Genomic DNA, 24,737 nt, shown 5'->3' with positions numbered 1-24,737 from the left:
GGCCCTGATCGTACCCCAAAATCAGCCCAATGCCTCTTTCATTAATTCGTCCGCCGCTTCGGCCATGGCGGTTTCCCGGCCTTCGCCAAAAATCGGCTCGCGACCCATTTCGAGCATCATGGGTACTGCAAAAGGCGAGATTCGGTCCAGCGGCTTGTGCGCGATGTTTTGGTGAATACGCGCCAGGCATTGCCCCAGCCGCTCAATGTCCAACAGCCCTCGCGCCGCGTCATGCCGGGTGGCCTGAATGAGAATATGGTCGGGCTCGTGCTGATAGAGCACATCGTAAATCAGATCCGAACTCATGGTGATCTGGCGGCCGGTCTTCTCCTTGCCCGGGTGGCGGCGCTGAATGAGACCCGCGATTATGGCGCAGTTGCGAAAGGTGCGTTTCATCAGGGCCGATTCATCAAGCCAGTCTTCAAGGTCTTCGCCCAGCATATCCTGGGAAAACAGCTCTGCCAGCGATAGCCGGTTAGTGCGAATAAGGGCGGACAGATCGCCCAGCCCCCAAATAGCCAAGGCATATTCAGAAGCGACAAAACCGAGCGGGCGGGCGCGGGCGCGCTCGAGCCGACGGGTTAGCAACATGCCCAGCGTCTGATGAGCCAGACGACCTTCAAAGGGATAGCAGACCAGATAATTGTGAGCACCACGCGGAAAGGTTTCGACCAACAGATTATTGCGTCCCGGCAGCACCGAAATGTCGCGCTGCAGGCGCAGCCAGTCGGCCACCTGATCAGGCAGGCGCGGCCAATCCTGGGGCGTATCAATGATGCGGCGGACGCGCTCGGCCAGATAGGTCGAGAGCGGAAATTTGCCACCCATATACGATGGGATTTTGGGGTCCTTGGCAAAGGCGCGGCTGACAAAAGCCTCATTGTCCTTCATGCCCTCGAACGCCACGATCTCGCCGCCAAACATGAAGGTGTCGCCAATAACCAGTGTGCCGAAGAAATATTCCTCCATTTCGCCGAGCACCCGACCGCCGCGACCAATGGGGCCAGTGGTTTGTCCCTTTTTGAACCCCCGGGCGCGGACCAGCCGGACACGCACCATCGGTTCTTCAATGATGGTGCCGACATTGAGGCGATATTGCTGGACGACCTGCGGGTTGGCGATACGCCAAAGGCCCGCGGGCGTTTTCCTGAGCCGGGCATAGCGCTCATAGGCGCGCAGGGCATAACCGCCCGTGGCGACGAAATCGAGAATGCGGTCAAACAAGTGACGCGGCAGGTCGCGATAGGGCCAGGCGCGAATAATTTCGGCATAAAGTGTCGTGGGATCAAAGGGGGCAGCGCACGCCATGCCCAGAATGTGCTGGGCCAGAACATCATAGCCGCCCTCTGCCGGATCCTCGCTATCCTGATGGCGTTCTTCAACCGCTTCCAGCGCCGCCTCGCATTCAAGCACTTCAAAGCGATTGGAGGGGACCAGCAGCGCCTTGGACGGTTCGTCTAGCCGGTGATTGGCCCTGCCGATTCGTTGCAGCATGCGCGACGACCCTTTGGGCGCGCCAACCTGCACCACCAGATCGACATCGCCCCAGTCGATCCCCAGATCCAGCGTCGAAGTACAGACCACCGCCTGAATACGGCCGGCCACCATCGCCGCTTCAACCTTGCGGCGCTGTTCAACCGACAGGGAGCCATGGTGGAGGGCTATGGCCAAACCATCGTCATTGATCGCCCAGAGGCTTTGAAACAGCATTTCTGCCTGTGAGCGGGTGTTGACGAACAGCAGGGTAATGCGGTGCTGCTTGATAGTGTCGTAAAGTTCAGGCACGGCGTAGGCAGCCGAATGCCCGGCCCACGGCAGGCGGTCTTCGCTTTTGAGAATCGACAAGGTTGGTGGTGCGCCGCCGGTTGCGGTCAACAGGTCGGTTTTTGCCTGTGGCAATGGTCGGGCGATCCAGTCGGCCAGAAGGTCGGGTCGGGCGACGGTGGCACTGAGCGCTGTAATCCGCATTTGCGGAGCGAGCGTTGCCAGCCGCGCCAGCGCCAGCGATAGCAATTCGCCGCGCTTGGAGGTAACCAAGGCGTGCAATTCATCGAGCACGATGCGCTTGAGCGAACCAAAAAGGCGCGGGGCGTCAGCATGGCTTAAGAGCAGCGCCAATTGCTCGGGCGTTGTCAGAAGAATATGCGGTGGATCGAAACGCTGGCGCTGACGGCGCGACGCCGGGGTGTCGCCGGTGCGCGTTTCGACCTTGATGGTGAGATCCATTTCGGCAATCGGGGTCGTCAGATTGCGCGCCACATCGACCGCCAGCGCCTTGAGCGGCGATAGGTAAAGGGTATGAAGGCCTTCGTGCGGGGTGGCGATCAGATCCTGAAGAGTCGGCAAAAAGCCAGCCAGCGTCTTGCCCGCACCGGTTGGCGCAATCAACAGCGCCGACGCACCATCATTCCAGCTTTGCAACACCTCAAGCTGATGCGCACGCGGCGTCCAGGCTTTGGCGGCAAACCAATCGGTGATAATGGGGGGCAGTTCGGTCAAGGGTGATCCGGGGCTGTCAATTAGCGGCGTGCCAACATAACGCGGATGCAGGCGGGAAAAAGTCAATGGAAACGGAAAATTCGCAATCGAACGACACGCCGGTTCGCCGCACGCTGAGGCCTGAGGCCGCGCTTTCGTTGCTCACCGCCCACATCCTCGAGATGGAAGCGGGTAGCAGGGAGCGGCTGGCCATCGGCATCGCCGGGGGACCCGGCAGCGGTAAATCCACTCTTGCGAGTGAGTTGATGACCATGCTCGATGCAGTCCGCCCCCGAAGCGCGGCGCTGGTGCCAATGGACGGCTTTCATATGCGCCATGCCAAGCTTGAAAAGTTGGGATTGGTGGATTTCAAAGGCGCGCCGCACACTTTTGAAGGCGCCGAGTTTGCCGGGTTTCTGCACCATATCAAACACGCCAAAATTGCGGTCAGCGGACCCGGCTATTCGCGCAAGATTGAGGATGTGGTCGAAAATGCCTATACCGTTAGGCCGGATGTGCGGGTGCTGATCGTTGAGGGCAATTATTTGCTGCTCAGCGAGGGCGCGTGGGCAGGGGTCAAGCCGCAACTGGATTTTTCGGTGTTTATCGATGTGCCGCGCGAGACGGTGCGGGCGCGATTGCTCAAGCGCCATGCCGAAGAAGGATTGTTTTCAGAGGAACGCAACAAGGCTCATATCGAGCGCACTGATTTGCCCAATTATGATTTGGTCGCCCAATCCCAGGATCGGGCAGATCTGATCATTACCATTGATAGCGCACACTAGTTATTGTCCTTGAGGCGCGCCTTGCCGCTGGCCCAGTCGGCGGCGTGGGTGCCACTTAGCTGACCTATGTTGGTTTTGCCATTGGCGCGCACAGCTGAAACCAGGCCGCGCTTGATCCTGTCGAGCAGGTTCAGCCCGCTAAAAACCATCGCCGAATAGATCTGGATGGCATTGGCACCGGCTTCAAACTTGGCGAGAGCGCTTTGGGGCGAATGAATGCCGCCAACGCCGATTATCGGCAACTCGCCAACCCGGATGCGTGTCTGGGCCAGTTTTCGGGTGGACAGATCAAATAGCGGTTGGCCCGACAGGCCACCGACCTCATCGGCATTTTCCTGCCCCCCAACATTGTCGCGCGCAAGGGTGGTATTGGAAACGATCAAGCCGTCGAGATCGGTGGCCAGTACAACCCTCGCGATCGCATCCAGCGCCTTCTCGTCAAGATCAGGGGCGATCTTTAGAAATACCGGCACCCGTACTTTGGCCTTGGCGCGGGCCTGCAACACTTCGCCGAGCAGGCGCGCGAGGGCCTCGTCGGCCTGCAGATTGCGCAGGCCCGGCGTATTGGGCGAGGAGATATTGACCGTCAGATAATCGGCGAGATCGGCAAAGCGCTTGACGCCCGCAACATAATCGGCAACGAAATCCTCACTGTCCTTGTTGGCTCCGATATTGACGCCGAGGGCGGCGGGCACGCGCAGCCCCTTGAGGCGGGTAAATGCGGCCTCGTGGCCCTCATTGTTGAACCCCATACGATTGATGACGCCTTGGGCAGCGGTCAGGCGAAACAGGCGCGGCTTGGGATTGCCGGATTGGGCGCGCGGCGTAATGGTGCCGATTTCGACCATGCCAAAGCCCATCTGACCAAGTTGGCGGGGGACTTCGGCGTTCTTGTCAAAGCCCGCTGCCATGCCCACCGGATTTGTCAGTTCCAGCCCGCACAGCGATGTGGCAAGTTCAGGGGCATCGGGATGGTTTTGCTGCGGGCCAAGCCCCAACCGCAACGCTGCAATGGTGGCGCCATGGGCGGTTTCGGCATCCATTTTCAGGAGCGCAGCGCTGCTCAGGCTCTGGACCGGGGTGAGTTTGAGGAGCGGAGAAAGGGCCGAAAGGATCATTGAACGCCTTGAGGAAGCAGGCACGACCCATCAGCGGCAACGGCAAGGGGCGCTTCCCATGCGACAGCGGCCATGGGCAGGGCGCCATAAAAATGGGGGAACAAAGCACCGCCGCGCGACGGCTCCCATTTGAGATTTTGGCCAAGATCGGCAGTTCTAACGGCTAAGAGAACCAGATCATCCTGTCCGGCAAAATGCAACGCAAGCGTCTGGGCGAGTTGGTCAGCCGATGAAAGATGAATATATCCGTCCCTGCGATCAATCGGCATGCCATCGCAATGGCTGCTGGTGCCCGTAGCATCGCGGCTTGGGCGGTCGAGTATTTTGAAGGTCAGGCTGGGCGGCGTTGTCATGCGGCGCAAAATAGGGGGCGCGAGGCTTCCACGCAAGCGGGGGAATGACTTTACAAGCGCCCGCGAACGACGTATGGATAGGACTTCATTCCGTATACCTAAGAACTATTTCCTGTCTCTAGGAACGATCACTCATGCTCTCACACCGCGCCATCTGGGATGGAATTGACGCTCTGGCACGACGCCACGGCCATTCCGTTTCGGCATTGGCCAAGCTTGCAGGGCTGGATGCGACGGCGTTCAATATCTCCAAGCGGGTGAGCAAGGACGGGCGTGAGCGCTGGCCCTCGACCGAAAGTATCGCCAAGATCCTTGAAGCGACCGGCGAAAGTTTTGACAATTTCTTGAACGGAACCGGCGCGTTTTTGCAGCTGTCGGAAAAGGCAAACCTGCGCACCGTACCGCTTTTAGGAGTGGCACAGGCGGGCTCAGGCGGCTTTTTCGATAGTGCGGGATTTCCCGCCGGACAGGGCTGGGACGAAATCGCCCTGCCCTCGCCCGGCGAGCAGGGCATCTATGCGCTCGAAGTGCAGGGCGATTCCATGGAGCCGCTCTATCGCGAGGGCGACAGGATTGTCGTGTCACCCACCGAACAGGTGCGGCGCGGAGACCGGGTGGTGGTCAAGACCTGCGATGGCGAAGTGATGGCCAAGGTTCTGGCCCGGCAAAGCGCCAAGCAGATCGAGTTGCAGTCCCTTAATTCCGCTTATGAACCGCGCACGCTGGAGCTGAGCGATATTGAATGGATCGCCCGGATCATCTGGGCGAGCCAGTAAGATGCCGGGGATTTTAGTCGAGGAGGCCTGCACCCATGATTTGCCCGACTGGGTCGCGATGCGCAAAGAGTTGTGGCCGGAGACCAGTCTGGCGGATCACCATGTTGAAGCCACGCAAATGCTGGAAGACAATTCAGACAGGCTGAACCTTTTGGTGCGGACATCTGACGGCGCCGCCGCCGGGTTCGTCGAGGCAAGCATTCGCCATGACTACGTGAATGGCTGCCAAACATCACCAGTCGGATTCCTCGAAGGAATTTACGTCCGAAACGAATTCAGGCGCCAGGGAATAGCGCGACATCTGATGGAGCTCGCCGCAGAATGGACCCGGGCGCGCGGATGCAAGGAATTGGCCTCGGATGCTTCCATAAGTAACTTCGTAAGCCACCAGATGCACCACACGCTCGGATTCGAGGAAACCCAGCGTGTGGTCTATTTCCGCAAAGTTGTCGCCTGAGCCTACGCCGCCTTGACCAGATCGCCCGCCAAGGCAGTTTCGATCAGCTTGCGGGTTTCATCAACGCCATATAGCGCGATGAACGAGCCAAAGCGCGGTCCCTGATCCTGACCCAGCAGCACCTGATAGATCGCCTTGAACCAGTCCCGCAGCGGTTCGAATTCGTGCTTCTTGCCGATCTCGAACACGAGGTTCTGCAAATCGTCAGCGTCGATCGAGCCTGACTTGGCAACCAGTGCGGTTGAAAGATCGCTAAGCGCTGCGCGCTCCTTGTCGGTTGGCACGCGATAGATTTTGCCTGGCTTGACCTTGTCGTTGAAATAGCGAACCGCGTAGCCAGCCAGCCGATCCAGTTCGGGATGGGTTTTGGGGGTCGCGCCTTTGACATAGCGCGAAATGAAACCCCACAGCACCGAGGCATCCTCGGCATTGGCCGTCGAAACCAGATTGAGCAGCAGCGCAAAGGTCAGCGGCGATTCTGCGGCTGGCGGGTTGCCGAAATGCACGTGAAAAACCGGGTTTTCCAGTCGTTCGGAAACGCTCTGCTGCTGATATTTGGCGACGAACGTATAATAGTCGTCGACCGCCTTGGGGATGACGTCAAAATGCAGGCGCTTGGCGGCGCGCGGCTTGCCAAACATATATTGGCCCAGGCTTTGCGGGCTGGCGTACGCCAGCCATTCGTCAATGGTCAGCCCATTGCCCTTTGACTTTGAAATCTTCTGGCCCGATTCATCAAGGAACAATTCGTAATTGAACCCCTCGGGCGGCTTGCCGCCGAGCGCTGTGACAATGCGGTTGGCCAGTTTGACGCTGTCGATCAAATCCTTGCCGGCCATTTCATAATCGACACCGAGCGCAAACCAGCGCAGCGCCCAATCGGGCTTCCACTGGCACTTGACCGCGCCGCCCGTAACATTGGTTTCATACTTCTGATCATCGGCAGGGTCGATATAGACAATGGTGCCGGCCTTGGCGTTGATCTCGACCATGGGCACTTGCAGCACATTGCCATTGACCCTGGAGATCGGCAGGAATGGTGAGTAGGTGGCGCGCCGGTCCGGACCAAGGCTGGGCAGCATGATGTTCATCACATCATCATAGACCGCGAGCATGCGCAGCAACGCCTCATCAAAGGTGCCGTTGGTATAATAATCGGTCGAGGAGGCAAACTCGTAGGAAAAGCCGAAGCCGTCGAGAAAAGCGCGTAAACGCGCATTATTGGCTGCCCCGAACGAGGGATATTCGTTCGAGAACGGATCGGGCACCCGGGTCAATGGCTTGCCAAGGAACGTCGCCATCATCTCCTGATTGGGCACATTGCCTGGCACCTTGCGGAACCCATCCATATCGTCGGAAAACGCCAAAAGCCGCGTTGGTATCTGATCGCGGGTCAACAGCCGGAATGCCGTTCGGACCATTGTCGTGCGGGCCACTTCGCCAAAAGTGCCGATATGTGGCAGGCCCGAGGGGCCATAGCCGGTTTCAAACAGAACCTCGGATTTGCCGGTTTTTTCCAGTCGCGCCACAAGCTTTTTGGCTTCCTCAAACGGCCAGGCGCGGGCGGTTTGGGCGGGCTCGAAAAATGCGGGGTCGAGGACGGGAAGTGGTGCGGGCGACAAGGGTCTGGCCTTTTCAGCTAAGGGGGGCGTATGGGTGTGTTGCATTGTGCGCCGCTTGCGTCAATGCTGTGGTGTGCCCCTGATTTGCTGGCATAGCCAACCCAAGCCTGTTCAAAGGAAAACTTCGATGCCAACTAGCGCCCATGAGGGTCTGATTCATTTGATGGTCGTTGCGGCCGCCTCCGATAGTGCCATGAGCCAAAGCGAATGGAAACGCGTCGAAGGACTGGTGGGTCGGATGCCGGTTTTTGAGGCTTTTGACAGCGCCCGATTGGCCGAGGTGGCCAACAATTGCGTTGAAAAAGTCAACGGCGCACCCGGACTGGACGGTGCCATAAATGATGCGCTGGCCGCCATTCCAGCAAAGTTGCAGGACACAGCCTATGCCCTGGCGGTCGAGATAACCGCGCTCGACTTGCATCTGTCGCAGGAAGAATTGCGGTTTCTGGAAATGCTGCGCGACCGGATTGAGGTCGACCGCCTGACAACCGCCGCCATCGAAACAGCAGCGCGGGCGCGCTATCGGCGCATGCCCGGTTAGGCGGGCGGGAGAAACTCGAGATGGCCAATGACGCAAAGTCCAACTGGATTTTGGATCAGGACGGCATGAAGGAGCAGTATCGCGACGCTGCCAGGTTGGCGCGGCGGGCCAATATTTTCCAATACGGTACCGCCCCGATTGGCTGGTTCGATTGGGTCGCATTGCACGCACACCTGCCCGATGGCGCCAATGTTTTGGAGGTGGGGTGTGGTCCCGGCTGGCTTTGGACCGCCAAACCAATGCCCGAGGGACTGTCATTGACCCTGACCGACCAGTCCGAGGGTATGGTTTCTGAGGCCTTGGCCCGCGTACGGGCGCTGGATCGTTTCCCGACAGTTAAGGGTCGGACGGCAGACGTCGCAGCGCTGCCTTTTCCCGACAATAGCTTCGATGTGGTTTTGGCGTGTCACATGCTTTATCACGTGCCAGACCCGCAGGGCGCACTGGACGAAATGATCCGCGTCTTGCGCCCCGGGGGCACAATCCTTGTTACAACCAATAGCGAAGACAATATGAGCGAAATGTATTCGCTGGCCCACGCTGCATGGGGCGGGTTGGCGGTTGATCCGAGCGGGGAAAGCTTTGGCATGAAGGCGGCCACCGATGCCATGAAGGCCCGGCTAAAAGAGGTCGAGGTTGAAATTTCCAGCGACATGCTCAAGGTGACCGACGCCGAGGCGATCGTGGGATCGCTTACTTCCTATCCGCCGGGCGACCGGGCCAGTCAGGCTCAATTGGCCACCCTTCGGGCAATGATTATCAAGCGGATGGCCGAAAACGACGGCATTTTCACAATCGCCAAGCGTTCGGGTCTGATCAGGGGCCATAAGGCTCAATAGAATCCGATGGGAAACCAGCGCAGGTAAAGCTCGTCGAGGGCACCGCTGTTTTCCAGTTTGACCAGCGCCAGATCGATAGCGTGCCGCACCGCGTCATGACCGGCATTGACCGCAATGGTCAGACCCGGGCCGAACAGGTCAGGTCGGAAATAAGGCTGGCCGGCAAAACCGAAGTCAGGATTGTCGTTGAGCCAGAACGAGGCGCGCATGGCATCGCCGAAATAGAAATCGACCTTGTTCTCCTTGAGCGCTGCCAGTGCCTGCAATTCATCTTCAAACGGCACAAGCCTGGCCGTGGGCAGATAGCGATTGATAAAGGTCTGGTGCGCCGATCCGGCACGAACCCCGATTGATTTGCCGCCAAGTTTTTCGGGATCAAAATCCCTTATAGCGCCTTTTGCGGCGACAAATCGGCCGGGCAGGGCCAGATAGTTTGCCGAAAAATCAAACCGGTCGCCATCGGCGCGAGTCATGGCCAGACCCGCAATCAAGGCGTCGCCCTGATTGTCAGCCAACGCTTCTGTCACCTGCGCCCAGGGCCAGGCCTGAATGGTGCAGGCCACATCGGCTTCGGAGCAAATACGTCGCGCCAGATCAATATTGAAGCCGATCAGTGCGCCCCCGGCATCGCGAAAATTGAAGGGCGGAAAATCCGCCGTCGTCAAAAACCGGATGGCCGGGATCGGCGTCAGATTGGGCAGAATTTCGCGCGCTGAAGGGTCAACATGATTGGGTAGCGCCTGTGCAAAGGCCCCATTGAGCCCCGCCAGCAGCAAAAACAACGAAATAATCAGACGCATCGGTCGGTACGCCCCGGCCAGTTCAATTGCCCCGGTTATGGCGCAATTGAGCAGATTTGGCGAGGGGCGCGGACGGCCAATGTTGGGGGAACGGAAAATGATCAGCTCTGATCCAGCCCATAGAGCAGGTCCGCCAAAAGGTCTTCCTCCGCCTCAAGTCCAACCGACAAGCGCAACAGACCCGGCCTGATGCCGGTTTCGAGCCGCACCTCTTCACCCAAGCGCTGATGCGTGGTTGTGGTGGGGTGGGTGATGATCGACTTGGCATCGCCAAGATTGTTGGAAATCAGGATGATGGCCAACGCATCGGCAAGCTTGAAAGCGGCATCTTGACCACCTTTGACTTCAAACGCCAACATGGTCGAACCGCCGCGCATCTGCCGCTTGCCCAGTTCATACTGGGGATGATCCTTGTGGTGCGGGTAATAAACCCGCTCAATCTTGGGGTGATCGGCCAACGCATTGGCAAGGGCGGTGGCGGTGGCGGTGGCGTGACGCACCCGCAACGACAAGCCTTCCAACCCCTTTAGGAGGTTCCAGGCATTGAACGGGGCCAGCGACGGGCCGGTCTGGCGGATGAAAGTGTGCACATCCCCTTCGATCAGCTCTTTGCTGCCCAGAACTACACCGCCCATCACCCGGCCATGGCCGTCAATATGCTTGGTGGCGGAATAAGCGACCAGATCCGCCCCCAATTGCAGCGGCGATTGCCAGATCGGGGTGGCAAAGACATTGTCGACAACCAGTTTGGCGCCGTGGGCATGCGCGATATCGGCGACAGCGGCGATATCGACCAGTTCCAGCGTCGGGTTGGTCGGGGTTTCAAGAAATATGACCTTGGTATTGGGCTTCATCGCGGCGGCAAAATTGGCGGGGTCGCGCCCATCAACCAGCGTCGAGCTGACGCCCCAGCGCGGCAGATAATCTTCGACCACAAAACGGCAGCCGCCAAAAAGGGCGCGTGCGGCAACCACATGATCGCCCGCCCGCAATTGGCTCATCAGCGATAGCGTGATCGCCGCCATGCCGGTGGCCGTGCCACGAGCCGCCTCGGCCCCTTCAAGCAACGCCATCCGGTTCTGGAACATTTCAACGGTCGGATTGGAAAAGCGAGAATAGATATAGCCCGGATCATCGCCCTTGAAGCGCGCTTCGGCACCGGCCGAGTTGGGATAAATATAGCCCGAGTTTAAAAACAGGGCTTCAGAAGTTTCCCCGGCCGGGGAACGATCGGTGCCGCCATGAACCAGACGGGTGTCCAGAGACTGACGGGCGGGATCGCTAAGGGGATTGCTGGCCTTGGTCATTGATATGCCTTCAAACAAAAAAACCGGCCCGCAGGAGCGGCCGGTTGAACGGTCTCTTAGCAATTTGTTTAAAGTGGCTGCAACCAGACCGGCCAAATCACCACTTATTTGATCTAAGACCAATTGGCTCTTGGCGTCAATTGCATGGGTTGCTATCGGAGAGGCCAGTTTTTATCAGGGGCGCCGTCATGAGCACTGAGCACAATTGGCCCAAGGGCGTATTTCCGGCCCGGCTGATCGAACAATTAAGCGCCGAGGGCTCCATCAGCACAAAGCGACCCTTTGATGCCGATCAGGTGCAACCGGCAAGCCTTGATCTGCGATTGGGTGATACAGCGTTTCGCGTGCGGTCAAGTTTCCTGCCCGGCCCCTCCCATTCCGTTGCCGAGCGGATTGAAGCGCTCAAGCTGCACGAAATCGACCTGACGCAAGGCGCGGTGCTGGAGCGCGGCTGTGTCTATCTGGTCCCCTTGCAGGAAAGTCTGGCGCTGCCCGCCACCGTCAGCGCCTCGGCCAATCCAAAGAGTTCCACCGGACGGCTCGATGTTTTTACCCGGGTCATCGGGGATCGGGCGCGCGGCTTTGACCAGATGCCCGCGGGCTATCGTGGGCCGCTGTTTCTCGAAGTCAGCCCACGCACCTTTCCTGTTCTCGTGCGCACCGGCTCGCGCCTCAGCCAGATGCGGTTCCGCTCTGGGGATTCCCGCTTGAACATTGCCGAGCATCAGGCCCTGCACGCTGCACAGACTTTGGTCATTGGCGGCGACCGGCCGGTTGAAAATGGCGTGTCACTATCAATTGATCTCAAGGGACAAAGCCGCGATGGGCTGGTGGGGTTCCGTTCAAAGCGCCACACCGCCGTGGTCGATGTGGACAAAAAGGCCGGGCTCGACGTGCTCGATTTTTGGGAACCCATCACCAATCGCGGCTCGGACGAATTGATCCTTGATCCCGATGAGTTTTATATTCTGGTGAGCGATGAAGCGGTGCACGTGCCGCCCGATCATGCCGCTGAAATGGTGCCGTTCGATCCCCTAGTGGGTGAATTTCGGGTGCATTATGCCGGATTTTTTGACCCCGGCTTTGGCCATTCTGCCGCTGGTGGCACCGGCAGCCGGGCAGTTCTGGAAGTGCGCAGCCGCGAGGTGCCGTTTCTCTTGGGGCATGGCCAGACCATTGGGCGGCTGATTTACGAAAGACTGGCTGAAACTCCCGACAGGCTCTATGGCACGGCGTCAGGCTCGAACTATCAGGCTCAGGCGCTCAAACTCTCCAAGCATTTCAAACCCTATCCATAGGGTTTTCTGTCCCGCCTCACTGAAATGGTTCCCAAATGGGACATGATCGCACCAAATTGCATTTCAATAGCAATTTCTGGTGAGTAGCCGGTCGCGATTAGCGATGGCTTAACAGGCACCCCTATACTGTCGAACTTGGAAACGAAGTGAGATGGTCCATGGATATTGCAACAATTGCCGGAATTATTGTTGGCGCCGCCGTTATTGGGTTGGCGATTTCGCTCGGCGGCTCGTTCATGGCCTTTGTCGATTTGCCATCGGTGTTGATAGTTCTCGGTGGCGGGTTTGCGGCCACGGTCATTCGCTTTCCTCTGATGGGCATTGGCCAGTCATTGGCGATTGGTGGCCGGGTGGCGTTTACCCACAAGAAGGTTGAACCACGGGCCCTCATCCAGAAAATCGCCGAAATGGGTGAATTGGTGCGCCGCTCTGGTCCGCTGGGGCTGGAAGGTTTTGAGGCGGGCGATCCCAATCTGACACGCGGCGCGGTCTATATCGCGGACGGCTATGATCCGGCCTACATCCGCGAAGCAATGGAATTGACGCGCGACCAGTTTTTGCAGCGCCTTTCGGAAGGCCAACGCGTCTTCAAATCGCTGGGCGATGCCGGCCCCGCCTTTGGCATGATCGGCACTATCGTCGGGTTGGTGCAGATGCTGGGCAATATGGAGGATCCATCCGCCATTGGTCCGGCAATGGCCGTGGCCCTCTTAACCACGCTTTACGGCGCGGTTTTGGCCAATCTGGTGTGCTTGCCTATTGCCGACAAACTGACCGCCAAGCTCGAAGTCGAAGAAATCAACCAGACCCTCATTATCGATGGCGTTCTGGCCGTGCGGGCCGGCACCAGTCCTTCCCTCATTCGCGAAAAGCTTATCGCCTATCTGCCCGAGAACCAGCATAAGGGCATGCTGGACGAAGCGGCTTAGGGGCTGGCGAAATGGCAATGCGCAAAAAAGTTGGCGGCGGAGCACCCGAATGGATGGTCACTTTTGGTGACTTAATGTCCATTCTCGTCTGCTTTTTTGTGTTGCTGATCTCCTTTTCCATTCAGGACACCAAGAAACTTCAGGTGGTGGCCGGCTCGATGCGCGAGGCCTTCGGCAGCAGCGACAATCGCCGCCTGTCCGGCGTTATCGAGCAGAGCGGCAACCCGGCGCGCGAATTCGTCAAGGATGCCTCTGACGACCTTATCGATATGGAAAAAGTGTCCATATCCAGCACCAAGAGCGACAAGAACCGGATGCAGGGGGTGGAAGCCAACACCTTCGAAATCGAAAAAACACCATCGACTCCAAGCAGCGCTTCTCGCTGGCTGCCGCTTCCATACGGCAGGCTTGGCAGTCGATGCCCGAACTGACCACAGTTGCGGATAATCTGATTGTCGAGGAGACGCCCGAAGGCCTCGACATTGTCATCGCCGATCAAAAAGGCAGCCGCATGTTCCCCGAAGGGGGCAAATATCCGGTCGAAAAGGCGCGCGCCGCCATTGCTGCCATGGCCCCAATCCTGAGCCAGTTGGGTAGCCGGATCAGCATCTCGGGACATACCGCCGCCGGATCGCTCTATCTTAATGATCGCTACGGGCCGTGGGAGCTATCCAGCGATCGCGCCAATTCGGTACGCGCCATCCTGGGAGAATTTGGCCTGCCAGCCCGCCAGATACAGGGTGTGATCGGACGCGCCGATTCAGAGCCTTTTTTACCAACGACCCCTATCTGGCGGCCAACGAGCGCGTCAAAATCTCAGTGCTGCACGATGAGCCCCCGGTGCCTGCAGAACTCAACCCCTAATTGACACCAAACCATTGGGGTTTGTCGCGTCATGGCTTACCATGTGCCGCGCGCAATCCGATCAGGGAACGCGCATCAGATTTGACAGCGATGGGGACGACGAACTTTTCATGACCGCAATGCTTTGGCTAACCAGCGGGGGCATTGTTGCCCTGCTGGCGGTAAGTTTCTTTTTTTCGGGATCTGAAACGGCGTTGACCGCAGCCTCCCGGGCACGAATGCATCAGCTGGCCCGGTCCGGCGACCGGCGGGCAAAACTTGTTGAACAACTGACAACTGAAAAGGAACGGCTGATCGGCGCCATCCTTTTGGGCAACAATATCGTCAATATCCTCGCTTCGACTCTGGCCGCCAGCGTCCTTATCCAGATTTTCGGCGAGGCAGGGATTTTTATGCAACGGTCGCCATGACCGCTGCGGTGGTGGTATTTTCCGAAGTGCTGCCCAAGACACTGGCGCTGATGCGGCCGGATGGGTTTGCGCTGGTCGTTGCCCCCGCCATAAAGCTTGTAGTGGTGTTGTTTGCCCCGGTGACACTGGCCGTCCAAGCCATCGTCAATGCCATCCTGCGCCTGTTTGGCCTCAAACAGGACGCCAATATGGCGGTCTCGGGACATGAGGAAATCCGCGGCACGGTTGATCTGCTCCATTCGGAAGGCGGCATGGTCAAAAGTGACCGCGACATGCTGGGCGGTATTCTCGACCTGCGCGATCTCAGCGTCAGCGACGTCATGGTACACCGCACCAATATGGTGGCGCTCGACGGCAATCAACCCGCCGAAGCGCTACTGGCTGCGGTTCTGGACAGCTCCTACACCCGAATTCCGATCTATGTCGGGGACCGCGACAATATTGTGGGTGTGGTGCACGTCAAGGACGTGCTGCGCGCCATGCTGGCGGCCAAGGGTGACCCCAGCCATATCAATATCTCAAAGATCATGGTCGAGCCCTGGTTCGTGCCCGAAAATACCAGCCTGCAGGCACAATTGACCGATTTTCAAAAGCGCCATTCCCACATGGCGCTGGTGCTTGATGAATATGGCGCCGTTGAAGGCCTGGTAACGCTTGAAGACATCATCGAAGAGATCATTGGCGACATTTCGGACGAGCAGGACACGCCCGAAGACGAGGCGATTGCCGGCATTCGTAAACAGGCCGACGGCAGCTACATCATGGACGCCAGCATTGCCATTCGGGACGTCAATCGTGCCCTTGGCTGGGAATTGCCCGACGACGACGCCAATACTGTTGCGGGGATCGTCATTAATCAGACCAGACGCATTCCGCTGCGCGGCGAGGAAACCCACCTGGGCGTTTATCGTTTTCTGGTGTTGGCCCGGCAAAAGCATCGCGTTACCAAGGTGCGGATATTTATCGAGGACAGAGACGAATCGGATTGATCGGCTCATCAATCCTATCTACGGATGCACTGAGAATTCGCGCATCACTGGAAGTTTGCGCGCGGTACCGCGCGGCTTCCAAAAAGCCATGGTGGCCGTCGTCTTGTGACGCGTTCGATCACATTTCAATGAGTTTTCGGCCAAGGAGGTATCGTGACGAGCATCGCCCGCCCCACTACGCCGATCATTGCCGTCGGTGCCATACTGCTCAGCGTTGCTTTCTTGATCATGGGCAACGGTCTTCAATTGATGTTGCTGCCCATTCGCGGCGGTATTGAAGGATTTTCCTCAGTCGAAATCGGCCTGTTGGGCTCGGGATATTTTTTTGGTTTTGTGCTGGGCTGCGCCTTCACCCCGCGACTGATCGTGCGTGTCGGCCATATCCGCACCTTTGCGGCGCTGGTCTCGGTCGCCTCCGCCGCCGCTCTGGGCTACCCGATCGCCGTCGATGCCCTAGTGTGGATTGGCTTGCGGCTGATCACCGGTTTTGTCTCGCCGGACTTTATCTTGTGGTTGAAAGCTGGCTCAACGATCAGGCCACCAACCAAACGCGTGGTACTTTGATCTCGACCTATGTGACGGTTAATTTCACAGTGATTACCCTGGGCCAGATGATGGTCACGCTGTTCCAGCCATCCTCGTTCATCCTGTTTTCCATAGCCTCGGTGCTGGTCTCGCTGGCCGCCGTGCCCATCGTCATGACCCGAACCGCCCAGCCACCTCCAATCACACTGGTGCGCTTTCGGCCCATTCGCATGTTTCGGCTGTCGCCGACCGGCACGATTGCGATCTTTCTGATTGGACTGGCAACGGGCGCCTTCTGGTCGCTGGGACCGTCCTATGCAAGTGCTGCCAGCGGTAGCGTTACCGACGCCGCCCTGTTCATGAGTGCAGCGGTTCTGGGTGGCGCCCTGGCGCAATGGCCAACCGGCAAATTGTCGGACAGTGTCGACCGGCGGCTGGTCCTGATCGGGTTGGCCGCCGCCAGCGTTGTGATGGGTGGCGCCATTATCCTGTTGCCCCAGGCCACATACCTCTGGTTGATGCTCGGATTGGTCTTTGGGGCAGGGCTTTTACCGGCCTATGCCATTGCCGCCGCCCACGTTTTTGATTTTGCTGATCGCGCGGACTATGTCGAAATTTCTGCCGGCCTGTTGTTGCTCAATGGGCTGGGGTCCACGATCGGGCCGCTGATCGCCTCTCTCAATATCGAAATGTTCGGACCCGCCGGGCTGTTCATTACAAACGCCGTGGTGCAACTGGTGTTGATCGCGTTTGTGATGGTGCGCCTGTCGCGCCGCGAAGGTCTGCCAGAGGACGAAAAGCATTCCTTCGATCTGGGTACCAGCGGCGCTGTGTCCGTCGTTGGTGACGAGGGCGCGGTCCAGATGAGTGACCTAGTGGTTCAGGAGGCTGAAGAGCCCGCCTCGATCTGAAACCGTGGGCGATCAATCAACAAAAAAGGGGCACCGCTGGGTGCCCCTTTCAATTTCATTTGCGACTCGCTAGAGCGTGCGCTGGATCGTCTCGACGCGGAAGCATTCGATGACATCATCGACGCGCATGTCCTCGTACTTCTCAAAGGCCATACCGCATTCCTGACCGATCTGGACTTCCTTGACTTCATCCTTGAAGCGCTTGAGCGTCGACAGCTTGCCTTCGTGCACCACCACATCGTCGCGGATCAGGCGAACACCCGCGCCACGTTCGACCATGCCCTCTGTAACCTGACAACCGGCGACCTTGCCAACCTTGGAAATATTGAACACTTCCAGGATCTTGGCATTGCCGATGAAGGTTTCGCGCCGCTCTGGCTTCAACAGACCCGACATTGCCGCCTTAACATCGTCCACCAGATCGTAGATGATGTTGTAATAGCGGATTTCGATACCGTCGCGCGTCGCAAGATCCGTTGCCTGCTTGTTGGCTCGTACGTTGAACCCGATAATGATCGCGTTCGAAGCCGTTGCCAGGGTCACATCGCTTTCGGTAATGCCGCCAACGCCCGACATCAGGATCTGCGCCGAAACTTCCTCGGTCGACAGCTTGTTGAGCGAAGCGTTGATTGCTTCGACCGAACCCTGCACATCGCCCTTGATGATCAGCGGGAACTTGGCAATGCCCAGATCCTTGAGCTGGTTCATCATCTGCTCAAGGCTGGTAGCGCCGCCACCTGCTGTCTTTTCGCGGATGGCGCGCTGGCGATATTCAGTCACTTCGCGCGCCCGTGCTTCAGATTCAACCACCGAGAAACGGTCACCCGCACTCGGAACGCCCGTAAAGCCCAGAACTTCGACCGGGTCGATGGACCCGCTTCCTTGACCTGTTCGCCCTTGTCATTGATCAGCGCCCGGACGCGGGCAAATTCGATGCCGGCAACCAGAATATCGCCGATAGCCAAGGTGCCGCGCTGTACCAGAACCGTTGCCACAGCACCGCGACCGCGGTCGAGCTTGGCTTCAACCACCAGACCCTCGGCGCGCCCATCACGAGCCACCTTGAGTTCAAGCACTTCAGCCTGCAACAGAATTGTTTCGAGCAGCTTGTCCAAGCCAGTCTTGTTAATCGCCGATACTTCGACGTCCAGAACATCGCCGCCCATGGATTCCACAAACACCTCGTGCTGCAGCAACTCGGTGCGCACCCGCTGCGGATCGGCACCGGGTTTGTCCATCTTGTTGATCGCAACAATAATCGGCACTTCGGCCGCCTTGGCGTGCTTGATCGATTCAATGGTCTGCGGCATCACGCCGTCGTCGGCTGCCACCACCAGAATGGCAATGTCGGTTGCCTGCGCGCCACGGGCACGCATGGCGGTGAAGGCTTCATGGCCCGGGGTGTCGAGGAAGGTGATCTTGGCACCGTTCCTTTCGACCTGATAGGCGCCGATATGCTGGGTAATGCCACCCGCTTCACCGGACACGACATTGGCTTCACGGATCGCATCGAGCAGCGAGGTCTTGCCGTGGTCGACGTGACCCATGATGGTCACAACCGGTGCACGATCCGTCAAATCCTCGGCCTTGTCGTCGGCAGGCAGATCGTAAAGCCCTTCTTCAACGTCGGCATCGGACACGCGCTTGACCGTATGGCCCAACTCAATGGCGATCAGTTCGGCGGTATCGGCATCGATCACATCATTGATCGTGGCCATCTGGCCCTGTGCCATCAGATATTTGATCACAACGACGGAACGCTCGGTCATGCGATTGGCCAATTCCTGCACCGTGATGGCTTCAGGAATGGTCACTTCACGTGCCAGTTTGGGCGCAACAGTCTGGTTGCGGCCCATTTTCTTGTCGCGGCGGCGACGCATGGCGGCCAGCGACGGCCCTTTGTCGCGATCACCTTCAACACCGGCGTTGGTAACGGTCAGACGACCGCGGCCATTGCCGTCCTGCCCTGAACGGCGCGTAGGACGTTCTGGTGCCGCGCGCGAAGCGCGACGGGCATTTTCCAGCTCGGCCGCATTGACAATCGGACGGTTGGATGGTGCACCGGTGCGGATCTTGCGGCCATCGGCCTCACTGGGTTCAGCCGGCGGCGCATTGCCAATCGGAGCCATACCGGCACCGGTTGGACGCCGTTCTGCACCGGGACGAGCGCTGCCTGCGGGCGTACGCAATGCCGCGCCGGCACCGCGTTCACTGGCGGGACGCGCATTTGGATTGGGGCGATCGCCAGCCGGACGCTGTGGCCGTGATGGCTGACCGGGACGCCCGGCAACCACGCGCACACTCTTGGGACCAGCCTGCTGGTGCGAGCGCGGAACAAATTCCTCGCTCTTTTCAGCGTTAGCATCCGAAGGCGCTGGTGCTTCAGGCGTTGCCTCGGCCGCTGGTGAGTCTGGCGCAACTGGAGACGCTGGCGCTTCGACCTCGGCGGCCTGACGGCGCTCTTCGTCCTGGCGTTCGGCGTCTTCGCGGATCTGGCGGCGTCGAGCATCCTCTTCGACGCGGCGCGCTTCTTCAGCAGCAAAACGCTTCTGCTCTTCTTCCTGGCGGGCTCCAGCCTCGCGCAGGACAGCACGGCGTGCTTCAGCCTCGGCCGCCGAAAGCCCTGCGGAGGGTCGCTGCTGCGGTGAAGGGCGCGCATTTTGCGGACGTTGAGCGCCTCCCGGCGGACGCTGGCCCTGGGGTCTTTGCTCGTTCGGACGCTGTGACGGCGTCGACGTGCCACTGGGTGCGCCGGGCGTTGCAATGCGCCGCGTGCGCTTCTCGACAACCACTGTACGAGACGAACGCGCCACTCCGGGGCGATTGCCGATGCCCGGCCCACCCTTCAATGTCAGCGTTTTCTTGCCGCCAGCGCCAGAATTATCGTCGGTGCGCTTGTCGTCGTTATCAGCCATGTAAATCGCGTCTCTTGTCTCTGTGTGTCGAAAAATCGATCGGGCAGTTACATCGCCATTTCGATTCTACTCCATGCCGTTCGACAAAATGTCAGCGTCAACCGCGTCGCGGTCGCTGTCACTTTGACCATGTTTAGCGCTGTATAGGGCCAATCTGCGGGCCTTTTCCAGTGCTGATCGGGCTGCAGCCCCATTCATGAGCGCAGCATGTATCACATTTTCGAGCCCAAGTGCCAAACCCAATTGTTCTGAACTCAGCAATTCGAGATGGGGCACGTCAAACCCCACGATTCCTTCTTCCTCGGCCCCATAGTGCAGGGCCTTGAGTGGCCCCACCATTTTACTGCGCCCATCGGGCGAAGCATCAGTCGCTGTCAGTAGCGCAATCAGATCGCCACTGGCCAGCAAGGCACGTACCTTGGTTGCTCCGGTAACGATTTGCCCTGCCTTGCGGCACATGCCCAAGGCCGACAACAATCGCTGCTCCAGTCTGAGCTGGGCCAGCCCGGCCAGATCGTCCGGCACCCTTACCTCACATTTGAGGCTACGGCCAAAGACCTTTTTTTGACCGCTTCAGCCACAGAAGCCTTGTCGAGTCGGATCCAGACACCGCGCCCTTCGGCCTTGGCATCTGTATCGGGCACGATCATCCCGTCCGGTCCCAGAACGAAACGGATCAGATCCGTCACCGGCTTTTCCTGTCGGCTCAGGGCGCAAAGGCGCGTGGTTTCTTCCGTGCGGGCCATAGTCTACCCCGCCAAAACTCCTAAACCGCTTCCTCCTGCGAGACATCGTCTTCAGGGGTCGCAAGCTCTTCAGCCGTAATCCAGCCAACCTGCAATCGAGCCTGCAAGATCATGTCTTCGGCTTCCTCGCGGCTGATCGGGAAATCCTTGAAACTTCCCTCGAACCGCTTGGTTTCCCCATCCTTGCGTTCGGACCATCCAACCAGATCGTCCGCAGCGCAACCGGCAAAGTCTTCGACCGTCTTGATTTCTTCCTTACCTAACGCCACCAGCATGGCAGCATTGAGCCCGGTAATATCAAAAAGTTCATCCTTGACGCCAAGTTTCTTGCGCTCTTCGTCATAAGCGCGGTCGATGGCGGCCAGATATTCAATGGCGCGATTTTGGATTTCGGTGGCCGTTTCCTCGTCGAACCCTTCAATCGTGGCAATTTCATTGAGTTCGATATAGGCCAGTTCTTCAACCGTGGAAAAACCTTCCGAAGCCAAGAGTTGGGCAACCATCTCGTCCACGTCAAGGGCTTCGATAAACAAAGCTGACCGTTCGGTGAACTCTTTCTGGCGCCGTTCGCTCTCTTCCTGCTCAGTCAGAATGTCGATATCCCAGCCGATCAACTGGCTGGCAAGGCGCACATTCTGTCCACGCCGACCAATGGCCAGGCTCAATTGCTCATCAGGCACCACCACTTCGATACGCTCGGCCTGCTCGTCGAGCACCACCTTGGCGACATCGGCTGGCTGTAGGGCGCTAACCACCAGATCCGCGATATTGTCAGTCCAGGGAATGATGTCGATCTTCTCGCCCTGCAATTCGCCCACAACCGCCTGAACGCGGCTGCCGCGCATGCCAACACAGGCGCCAACCGGATCAATGGACCCGTCCGAGGAGGTCACAGCGATTTTGGCGCGGCTGCCTGGATCGCGTGCAATCGAACGAATGGTGATGATGCCGTCGTAGATTTCAGGCACTTCCTGCATGAACAACTTGGCCATGAACTGGGGATGGGTGCGGCTAAGGAAAATCTGCGGCCCACGCTGTTCGCGGCGCACATCATAGACATAGGCGCGAACGCGGTCGCCATAGCGGAACATTTCGCGCGGGATCAACTCATCGCGCCGGATAATGGCTTCGCCCCGACCCAGATCAACAATCACATTGCCATATTCAACACGCTTGACCGAACCATTGACCACTTCGCCAATGCGGTTGAAATATTCGTCATACATCCGCTCACGCTCGGCATCGCGCACTTTTTGCACGATCACCTGCTTGGCGGACTGAGCCGCGATCCGGCCAAATTCAATGGGGGGCAGGGGCTCGGTCAGAAAATCGCCAACCTTGGCCGTTGGGTTCTTGGGCAGCGCATCTTTGAGCGATACCTGGCGCGAATGCTCCTCGACCTCTTCAACGATTTCGAGTAGCCGCCACAAGCGCAATTCGCCCGAGCGCGGATTGATCTCGGCCTTGATCTCGGTTTCCGCGCCATAGCGCGCCTTGGCGGCCTTTTCGATGGCATCCTGCATGGCGTCGATCACGACCATCCGGTCAATCGATTTTTCGCGGGCAACGGCGTCTGCGATTTGCAAGAGCTCCAGTCGGTTCGCGCTAACAGCCATCAGTGTATCTCCTCGGAGCTTTTGTCGTCATCATCGCCCGACTGATCATCTTCATCAAAATCGTCGGACATTTCGTCGGTTTCAGTCTCGATTTCGTCGTCATCGAGAGGATTGTTTTCTTCCTGCGCCTTGCGGGCAACTTCCATCAGCGCATCGCTCATCACAAGCTTTGCATCGGCCAGCATGGTTAGCGTCAGGCGGTGGTTTGGATCGACCCCGGCCGGGGCATCGGGCAGGCGAATGGTAACCGCTTCATCATCGACCGAAAGGATAAAGCCGCGAAAACGTCGGCGACCTTCGATCATTTCGCTAAGCTCGATCTTGGCTTCAAAGCCGATGTAGGCGGCAAAATCGCGCGCCCGCACCAACGGCCGGTCGATACCGGGCGAGGAGACCTCAAGATGATATTCGCGCTCGATCGGGTCCTCGACATCCAGAACCGGCGATAGATCCTTGGACAGCCTTTCGCAGTCGGTAATGGCAAAATGACCATTGGCGTCTTCAGCCATGATCTGCAGCGTGCAACCGTTTTCCTGGGTCAGCTTGATGCGAACCAGAGAATAGCCCAGATCATTGGCCACCGGCTCGACAATCGCGGCAATGCGCGATTCCAGACCCGTCTCCTTGATGTATCGCTTTTCCTTGAGATCAAAACTCATGTCGATGTGCTGCGCCCACTTCAATATGTCTTGTCAATTTGCCGACGCTTTGGGAATAAAAAAGAGCGGGGGCCGGACGGCTCCCACTCTGCAAACCGCCAGAGATGTTGTCGTCTCTATACTCCCGTTCAATCCCAAGGGCAAGAGCGCCCGCAAGTGCAAAGATCCAAACATGACCGTCACGCCGCTGCTGCTCGTTCCCGGCCTTAATTGCACCCAGGCGGTATTTGCTCCCTTGTTGCCGACATTGTGGAGCCGCGGTGCGCTCGTGCTGACCGATCATCGCCGCGGCAATACAATTGCTGAAATAGCCGCCACCATTCTAAAGGACGCACCGCCCCGGTTCGCACTACTGGGCTTTTCAATGGGAGGCTATATCGCGCTTGAAATCATGCGTCAGGCGCCCGAGCGCGTTAGCCATCTCGCCCTTCTCAGTACCGGCGCTGGCAGCGATACGCCCGAACAGCGCGATAATCGGCAGCGACAAATTGCGCTGGTTCGTGCGGGCAAGTTCTCAACAATCGCCGGGGCCAATTTCGCCAATAATGTGCATCCCGATCACCTCAATGATGTCCAATTGCGCGCTTTGCATTTGCAAATGGCGCTCGATACCGGGCCCGATACTTATGTCCGCCAGCAAAGCGCCATTCTCAATCGCCCTGAATCATATGATCTGCTGCCAACCATTGTCTGCCCAACAACCATCATTGTCGGCGATAGTGATCAGGTCACCCCTCCGGCCTTGTCCGACCGGATGCACGCGCTCATCCCCGGATCCGGATATGTGCTGGTGCAACGCGCTGGCCACTTCGCGCTGCGCGAACAGACAGTCGCCGTTCTGGGCGCGCTAAATAATTGGTTGCAGGACTGACTACTTTTCCCAAACCAGCGCGTTGACGTTGGCCCCCAGCCTTTCCAGCGCATCCCTTAAGTCCTTGACCATGTCGTCAGGTCCGCAAAGATAGAAATTCTGCGAAAAGTCGCTGATGTGCTTTTTAAGAAAAGCGCTGTCGATCCGTTCCTGTTCAAGACGGGTTTTGGGATCGTGCGTCACCGTCCAAAGGGTTTCGAGGCCCTCCATGGCTTCAAATTCGTTGCGCAGGATGATGTCGGCTTCGGTGCTGTTTGACGCAATAAGCCGGTTGCCTGCCAACCCACCCTTGGCATTGAGCTGACGCAAAATGGCAATAAACGGCGTTACGCCGGCCCCACCCGCAATAAAGGTGCCGGGCCCTTCATATTGGATTGTTCCCCACACGTCGCGCAGCAATAGGCGGTCCCCTGCCTCCAGCCCCCACAGCTCAGCGGTGACGCCGGGATGGTCGGTGTAGCTCTTAATCGTGAACTCCAACTCCTCCCAGTCGTTGAGCGAGGTAAAGGTGAACGGGCGTTTTTTGTCGCGCCAACCATCCTTGTCGATCGACACCTCCGTGGCCTGCCCCGGTCCAAACGAATATCCCTTGGGCTTTTCGAGCCGATAGTGGCGCACATTGGGGGTGATCTTTTCGGTTTTGAGGATTTTGACGCTGGTTGGCATGACGCTCTCCTTTCCAAATCAGACGCGAGCGGCCCCATATGGTTCCCCCGACGCCACAAACTTGCGCCGCCCAATGGGTGGAAGCAAAAAAATCACGCTTTGCAGAAATTTTTTTGGGTGGGGTTGCTGGGACGGAAACGGGGCACGTTGAGCCCAGTTCTTGCGCTCTTAATTCGTCGATCGACCTCACCGGGGCTCGAAAAAGGGCCAAATATCCAACTGGCGCAAATCGTTTCTGTGACGAAACCCGGTATCGCGGGAG

At 58.4% G+C, this 24,737-nt stretch carries 23 protein-coding genes, 2 pseudogenes and 1 riboswitch; of the genes and pseudogenes, 13 read left to right on the top strand and 12 right to left on the bottom strand.

From position 1 onward, the window contains the following. Positions 1 to 21: 21 nt before the first annotated feature. Positions 22 to 2,550: a ligase-associated DNA damage response DEXH box helicase gene (locus tag PSQ90_RS06425; RefSeq protein WP_407648202.1), complete on the bottom strand. Its 2,529-nt coding sequence runs from the start codon at positions 2,548 to 2,550 to the stop codon at positions 22 to 24. Between the two features lie 14 nt (positions 2,551 to 2,564). Here PSQ90_RS06425 and PSQ90_RS06420 point away from each other — a divergent pair, with 14 nt between their 5' ends. Beyond that, positions 2,565 to 3,263: a nucleoside/nucleotide kinase family protein gene (locus PSQ90_RS06420; RefSeq protein ID WP_282212580.1), complete on the top strand. Its 699-nt coding sequence runs from the start codon at positions 2,565 to 2,567 to the stop codon at positions 3,261 to 3,263. Here PSQ90_RS06420 and PSQ90_RS06415 read toward each other — a convergent pair. Together PSQ90_RS06415 and PSQ90_RS06410 are read right to left on the bottom strand one after the other, a co-directional pair. Further along, complete coding sequence (locus PSQ90_RS06415; protein ID WP_282212579.1) at positions 3,260 to 4,381, bottom strand: quinone-dependent dihydroorotate dehydrogenase; 1,122 nt, start codon at positions 4,379 to 4,381, stop codon at positions 3,260 to 3,262. The two genes, PSQ90_RS06420 and PSQ90_RS06415, sit on opposite strands and share 4 nt — an antisense overlap. Further along, positions 4,378 to 4,734, bottom strand: coding sequence for a DUF952 domain-containing protein (locus PSQ90_RS06410; protein WP_282212578.1), 357 nt, complete (start codon positions 4,732 to 4,734; stop codon positions 4,378 to 4,380). Before PSQ90_RS06410 ends, PSQ90_RS06415 begins: the two co-directional genes overlap by 4 nt. 134 nt (positions 4,735 to 4,868) lie before the next feature. Here PSQ90_RS06410 and PSQ90_RS06405 point away from each other — a divergent pair, with 134 nt between their 5' ends. Both PSQ90_RS06405 and aac(6') read left to right on the top strand, forming a co-directional pair. Continuing rightward, positions 4,869 to 5,510, top strand: a complete 642-nt coding sequence (locus tag PSQ90_RS06405; protein ID WP_282212577.1) for a S24 family peptidase — start codon at positions 4,869 to 4,871, stop codon at positions 5,508 to 5,510. Between the two features lies 1 nt (position 5,511). After that, positions 5,512 to 5,967 carry an aminoglycoside 6'-N-acetyltransferase gene (gene aac(6') / locus PSQ90_RS06400; RefSeq protein ID WP_282212576.1) on the top strand — a complete coding sequence of 152 codons (456 nt, stop codon included), beginning with the start codon at positions 5,512 to 5,514 and terminating at the stop codon, positions 5,965 to 5,967. Positions 5,968 to 5,969: 2 nt separating this feature from the next. Here the strand turns inward: aac(6') and PSQ90_RS06395 are convergent, their stop codons facing one another. After that, a complete protein-coding gene (locus PSQ90_RS06395; protein WP_282212575.1) occupies positions 5,970 to 7,589 on the bottom strand; it encodes a lysine--tRNA ligase in 1,620 nt (539 codons plus the stop codon). A 127-nt stretch (positions 7,590 to 7,716) separates the two neighbouring features. On the opposite strand from PSQ90_RS06395, the gene PSQ90_RS06390 reads away from it, so the two are divergent. Next, on the top strand, positions 7,717 to 8,130 hold the full coding sequence (locus PSQ90_RS06390) for a tellurite resistance TerB family protein (RefSeq protein WP_282212574.1): 414 nt from the start codon (positions 7,717 to 7,719) through the stop codon (positions 8,128 to 8,130). 20 nt (positions 8,131 to 8,150) lie between these two features. Beyond that, positions 8,151 to 8,969 carry a class I SAM-dependent methyltransferase gene (locus tag PSQ90_RS06385; RefSeq protein WP_282212573.1) on the top strand — a complete coding sequence of 273 codons (819 nt, stop codon included), beginning with the start codon at positions 8,151 to 8,153 and terminating at the stop codon, positions 8,967 to 8,969. Here PSQ90_RS06385 and PSQ90_RS06380 read toward each other — a convergent pair. Together PSQ90_RS06380 and metZ are read right to left on the bottom strand one after the other, a co-directional pair. Further along, positions 8,963 to 9,769 carry a transporter substrate-binding domain-containing protein gene (locus PSQ90_RS06380; protein ID WP_282212572.1) on the bottom strand — a complete coding sequence of 269 codons (807 nt, stop codon included), beginning with the start codon at positions 9,767 to 9,769 and terminating at the stop codon, positions 8,963 to 8,965. The two genes, PSQ90_RS06385 and PSQ90_RS06380, sit on opposite strands and share 7 nt — an antisense overlap. 101 nt (positions 9,770 to 9,870) lie before the next feature. Further along, positions 9,871 to 11,076: an O-succinylhomoserine sulfhydrylase gene (gene metZ / locus PSQ90_RS06375; protein WP_282212571.1), complete on the bottom strand. Its 1,206-nt coding sequence runs from the start codon at positions 11,074 to 11,076 to the stop codon at positions 9,871 to 9,873. A gap of 36 nt (positions 11,077 to 11,112) precedes the next feature. After that, positions 11,113 to 11,190: riboswitch (SAM riboswitch) on the bottom strand. Between the two features lie 74 nt (positions 11,191 to 11,264). Here metZ and PSQ90_RS06370 point away from each other — a divergent pair. From PSQ90_RS06370 to PSQ90_RS06340, 7 genes and pseudogenes are all read left to right on the top strand, one after another. Further along, entirely contained in the window at positions 11,265 to 12,374 is a 1,110-nt protein-coding gene (locus tag PSQ90_RS06370) for a 2'-deoxycytidine 5'-triphosphate deaminase (protein ID WP_282212570.1), read from the top strand. A gap of 158 nt (positions 12,375 to 12,532) precedes the next feature. Next, on the top strand, positions 12,533 to 13,303 hold the full coding sequence (locus PSQ90_RS06365; protein WP_282212569.1) for a motility protein A: 771 nt from the start codon (positions 12,533 to 12,535) through the stop codon (positions 13,301 to 13,303). Between the two features lie 11 nt (positions 13,304 to 13,314). Next, positions 13,315 to 13,734: a flagellar motor protein MotB gene (locus PSQ90_RS06360; protein WP_282212568.1), complete on the top strand. Its 420-nt coding sequence runs from the start codon at positions 13,315 to 13,317 to the stop codon at positions 13,732 to 13,734. Further along, positions 13,722 to 14,171 carry an OmpA/MotB family protein gene (locus PSQ90_RS06355; RefSeq protein ID WP_282212567.1) on the top strand — a complete coding sequence of 150 codons (450 nt, stop codon included), beginning with the start codon at positions 13,722 to 13,724 and terminating at the stop codon, positions 14,169 to 14,171. The genes PSQ90_RS06360 and PSQ90_RS06355 overlap by 13 nt, the downstream gene beginning before the upstream one ends. 115 nt (positions 14,172 to 14,286) lie before the next feature. After that, positions 14,287 to 15,566, top strand: a pseudogene (locus tag PSQ90_RS06350) (HlyC/CorC family transporter). Positions 15,567 to 15,719: 153 nt separating this feature from the next. Next, positions 15,720 to 16,130: an MFS transporter gene (locus PSQ90_RS06345; RefSeq protein ID WP_282212566.1), complete on the top strand. Its 411-nt coding sequence runs from the start codon at positions 15,720 to 15,722 to the stop codon at positions 16,128 to 16,130. Further along, positions 16,076 to 17,002 carry an MFS transporter gene (locus tag PSQ90_RS06340; RefSeq protein WP_282212565.1) on the top strand — a complete coding sequence of 309 codons (927 nt, stop codon included), beginning with the start codon at positions 16,076 to 16,078 and terminating at the stop codon, positions 17,000 to 17,002. The genes PSQ90_RS06345 and PSQ90_RS06340 overlap by 55 nt, the downstream gene beginning before the upstream one ends. A 69-nt stretch (positions 17,003 to 17,071) precedes the next feature. On the opposite strand, the pseudogene infB reads toward PSQ90_RS06340, so the two are convergent. The 5 genes and pseudogenes from infB to rimP all read right to left on the bottom strand — a co-directional run bounded on the left by infB (position 17,072) and on the right by rimP (position 22,938). After that, a pseudogene (infB, locus tag PSQ90_RS06335) lies at positions 17,072 to 19,494 on the bottom strand (translation initiation factor IF-2). 489 nt (positions 19,495 to 19,983) lie between these two features. Next, a complete protein-coding gene (locus tag PSQ90_RS06330; RefSeq protein ID WP_282212564.1) occupies positions 19,984 to 20,442 on the bottom strand; it encodes a hypothetical protein in 459 nt (152 codons plus the stop codon). 2 nt (positions 20,443 to 20,444) lie between these two features. Continuing rightward, positions 20,445 to 20,663, bottom strand: a complete 219-nt coding sequence (locus PSQ90_RS06325) for a YlxR family protein (RefSeq protein WP_282212563.1) — start codon at positions 20,661 to 20,663, stop codon at positions 20,445 to 20,447. A gap of 20 nt (positions 20,664 to 20,683) precedes the next feature. Next, positions 20,684 to 22,279, bottom strand: a complete 1,596-nt coding sequence (nusA, locus tag PSQ90_RS06320) for a transcription termination factor NusA (RefSeq protein ID WP_282212562.1) — start codon at positions 22,277 to 22,279, stop codon at positions 20,684 to 20,686. Further along, entirely contained in the window at positions 22,279 to 22,938 is a 660-nt protein-coding gene (rimP, locus tag PSQ90_RS06315) for a ribosome maturation factor RimP (RefSeq protein WP_282212561.1), read from the bottom strand. The genes nusA and rimP overlap by 1 nt, the downstream gene beginning before the upstream one ends. A 172-nt stretch (positions 22,939 to 23,110) precedes the next feature. Here rimP and PSQ90_RS06310 point away from each other — a divergent pair, with 172 nt between their 5' ends. After that, positions 23,111 to 23,809 carry an alpha/beta fold hydrolase gene (locus PSQ90_RS06310; protein WP_282212560.1) on the top strand — a complete coding sequence of 233 codons (699 nt, stop codon included), beginning with the start codon at positions 23,111 to 23,113 and terminating at the stop codon, positions 23,807 to 23,809. On the opposite strand, the gene PSQ90_RS06305 is transcribed toward PSQ90_RS06310, so the two are convergent. Continuing rightward, positions 23,810 to 24,475 (bottom strand): ferredoxin reductase domain-containing protein, encoded by a 666-nt coding sequence (locus PSQ90_RS06305; RefSeq protein ID WP_282212559.1) that lies wholly within the window; start codon positions 24,473 to 24,475, stop codon positions 23,810 to 23,812. Positions 24,476 to 24,737 lie beyond the last annotated feature (262 nt).

It is taken from the genome of Devosia rhodophyticola (assembly GCF_028816475.1).
GTDB lineage: Bacteria > Pseudomonadota > Alphaproteobacteria > Rhizobiales > Devosiaceae > Devosia > Devosia rhodophyticola.
The sequence above is the reverse complement of the archived record's forward strand: the minus strand, read 5'-3'. Positions and strand labels throughout refer to the sequence as shown.

Bases quoted from the DNA above. Each gene is read 5' to 3' on its own strand.
- PSQ90_RS06420 (WP_282212580.1), top strand. From the start codon at position 2,565: ATGGAAACGGAAAATTCGCAATCGAACGACACGCCGGTTCGCCGCACG.
- PSQ90_RS06415 (WP_282212579.1), bottom strand. From the start codon at position 4,381: ATGATCCTTTCGGCCCTTTCTCCGCTCCTCAAACTCACCCCGGTCCAG.
- PSQ90_RS06410 (WP_282212578.1), bottom strand. From the start codon at position 4,734: ATGACAACGCCGCCCAGCCTGACCTTCAAAATACTCGACCGCCCAAGC.
- PSQ90_RS06405 (WP_282212577.1), top strand. From the start codon at position 4,869: ATGCTCTCACACCGCGCCATCTGGGATGGAATTGACGCTCTGGCACGA.
- PSQ90_RS06390 (WP_282212574.1), top strand. From the start codon at position 7,717: ATGCCAACTAGCGCCCATGAGGGTCTGATTCATTTGATGGTCGTTGCG.
- PSQ90_RS06385 (WP_282212573.1), top strand. From the start codon at position 8,151: ATGGCCAATGACGCAAAGTCCAACTGGATTTTGGATCAGGACGGCATG.
- PSQ90_RS06380 (WP_282212572.1), bottom strand. From the start codon at position 9,769: ATGCGTCTGATTATTTCGTTGTTTTTGCTGCTGGCGGGGCTCAATGGG.
- metZ (WP_282212571.1), bottom strand. From the start codon at position 11,076: ATGACCAAGGCCAGCAATCCCCTTAGCGATCCCGCCCGTCAGTCTCTG.
- PSQ90_RS06370 (WP_282212570.1), top strand. From the start codon at position 11,265: ATGAGCACTGAGCACAATTGGCCCAAGGGCGTATTTCCGGCCCGGCTG.
- PSQ90_RS06365 (WP_282212569.1), top strand. From the start codon at position 12,533: ATGGATATTGCAACAATTGCCGGAATTATTGTTGGCGCCGCCGTTATT.
- PSQ90_RS06360 (WP_282212568.1), top strand. From the start codon at position 13,315: ATGGCAATGCGCAAAAAAGTTGGCGGCGGAGCACCCGAATGGATGGTC.
- PSQ90_RS06355 (WP_282212567.1), top strand. From the start codon at position 13,722: ATGCCCGAACTGACCACAGTTGCGGATAATCTGATTGTCGAGGAGACG.
- PSQ90_RS06325 (WP_282212563.1), bottom strand. From the start codon at position 20,663: ATGGCCCGCACGGAAGAAACCACGCGCCTTTGCGCCCTGAGCCGACAG.
- nusA (WP_282212562.1), bottom strand. From the start codon at position 22,279: ATGGCTGTTAGCGCGAACCGACTGGAGCTCTTGCAAATCGCAGACGCC.
- rimP (WP_282212561.1), bottom strand. From the start codon at position 22,938: ATGAGTTTTGATCTCAAGGAAAAGCGATACATCAAGGAGACGGGTCTG.
- PSQ90_RS06310 (WP_282212560.1), top strand. From the start codon at position 23,111: ATGACCGTCACGCCGCTGCTGCTCGTTCCCGGCCTTAATTGCACCCAG.
- PSQ90_RS06305 (WP_282212559.1), bottom strand. From the start codon at position 24,475: ATGCCAACCAGCGTCAAAATCCTCAAAACCGAAAAGATCACCCCCAAT.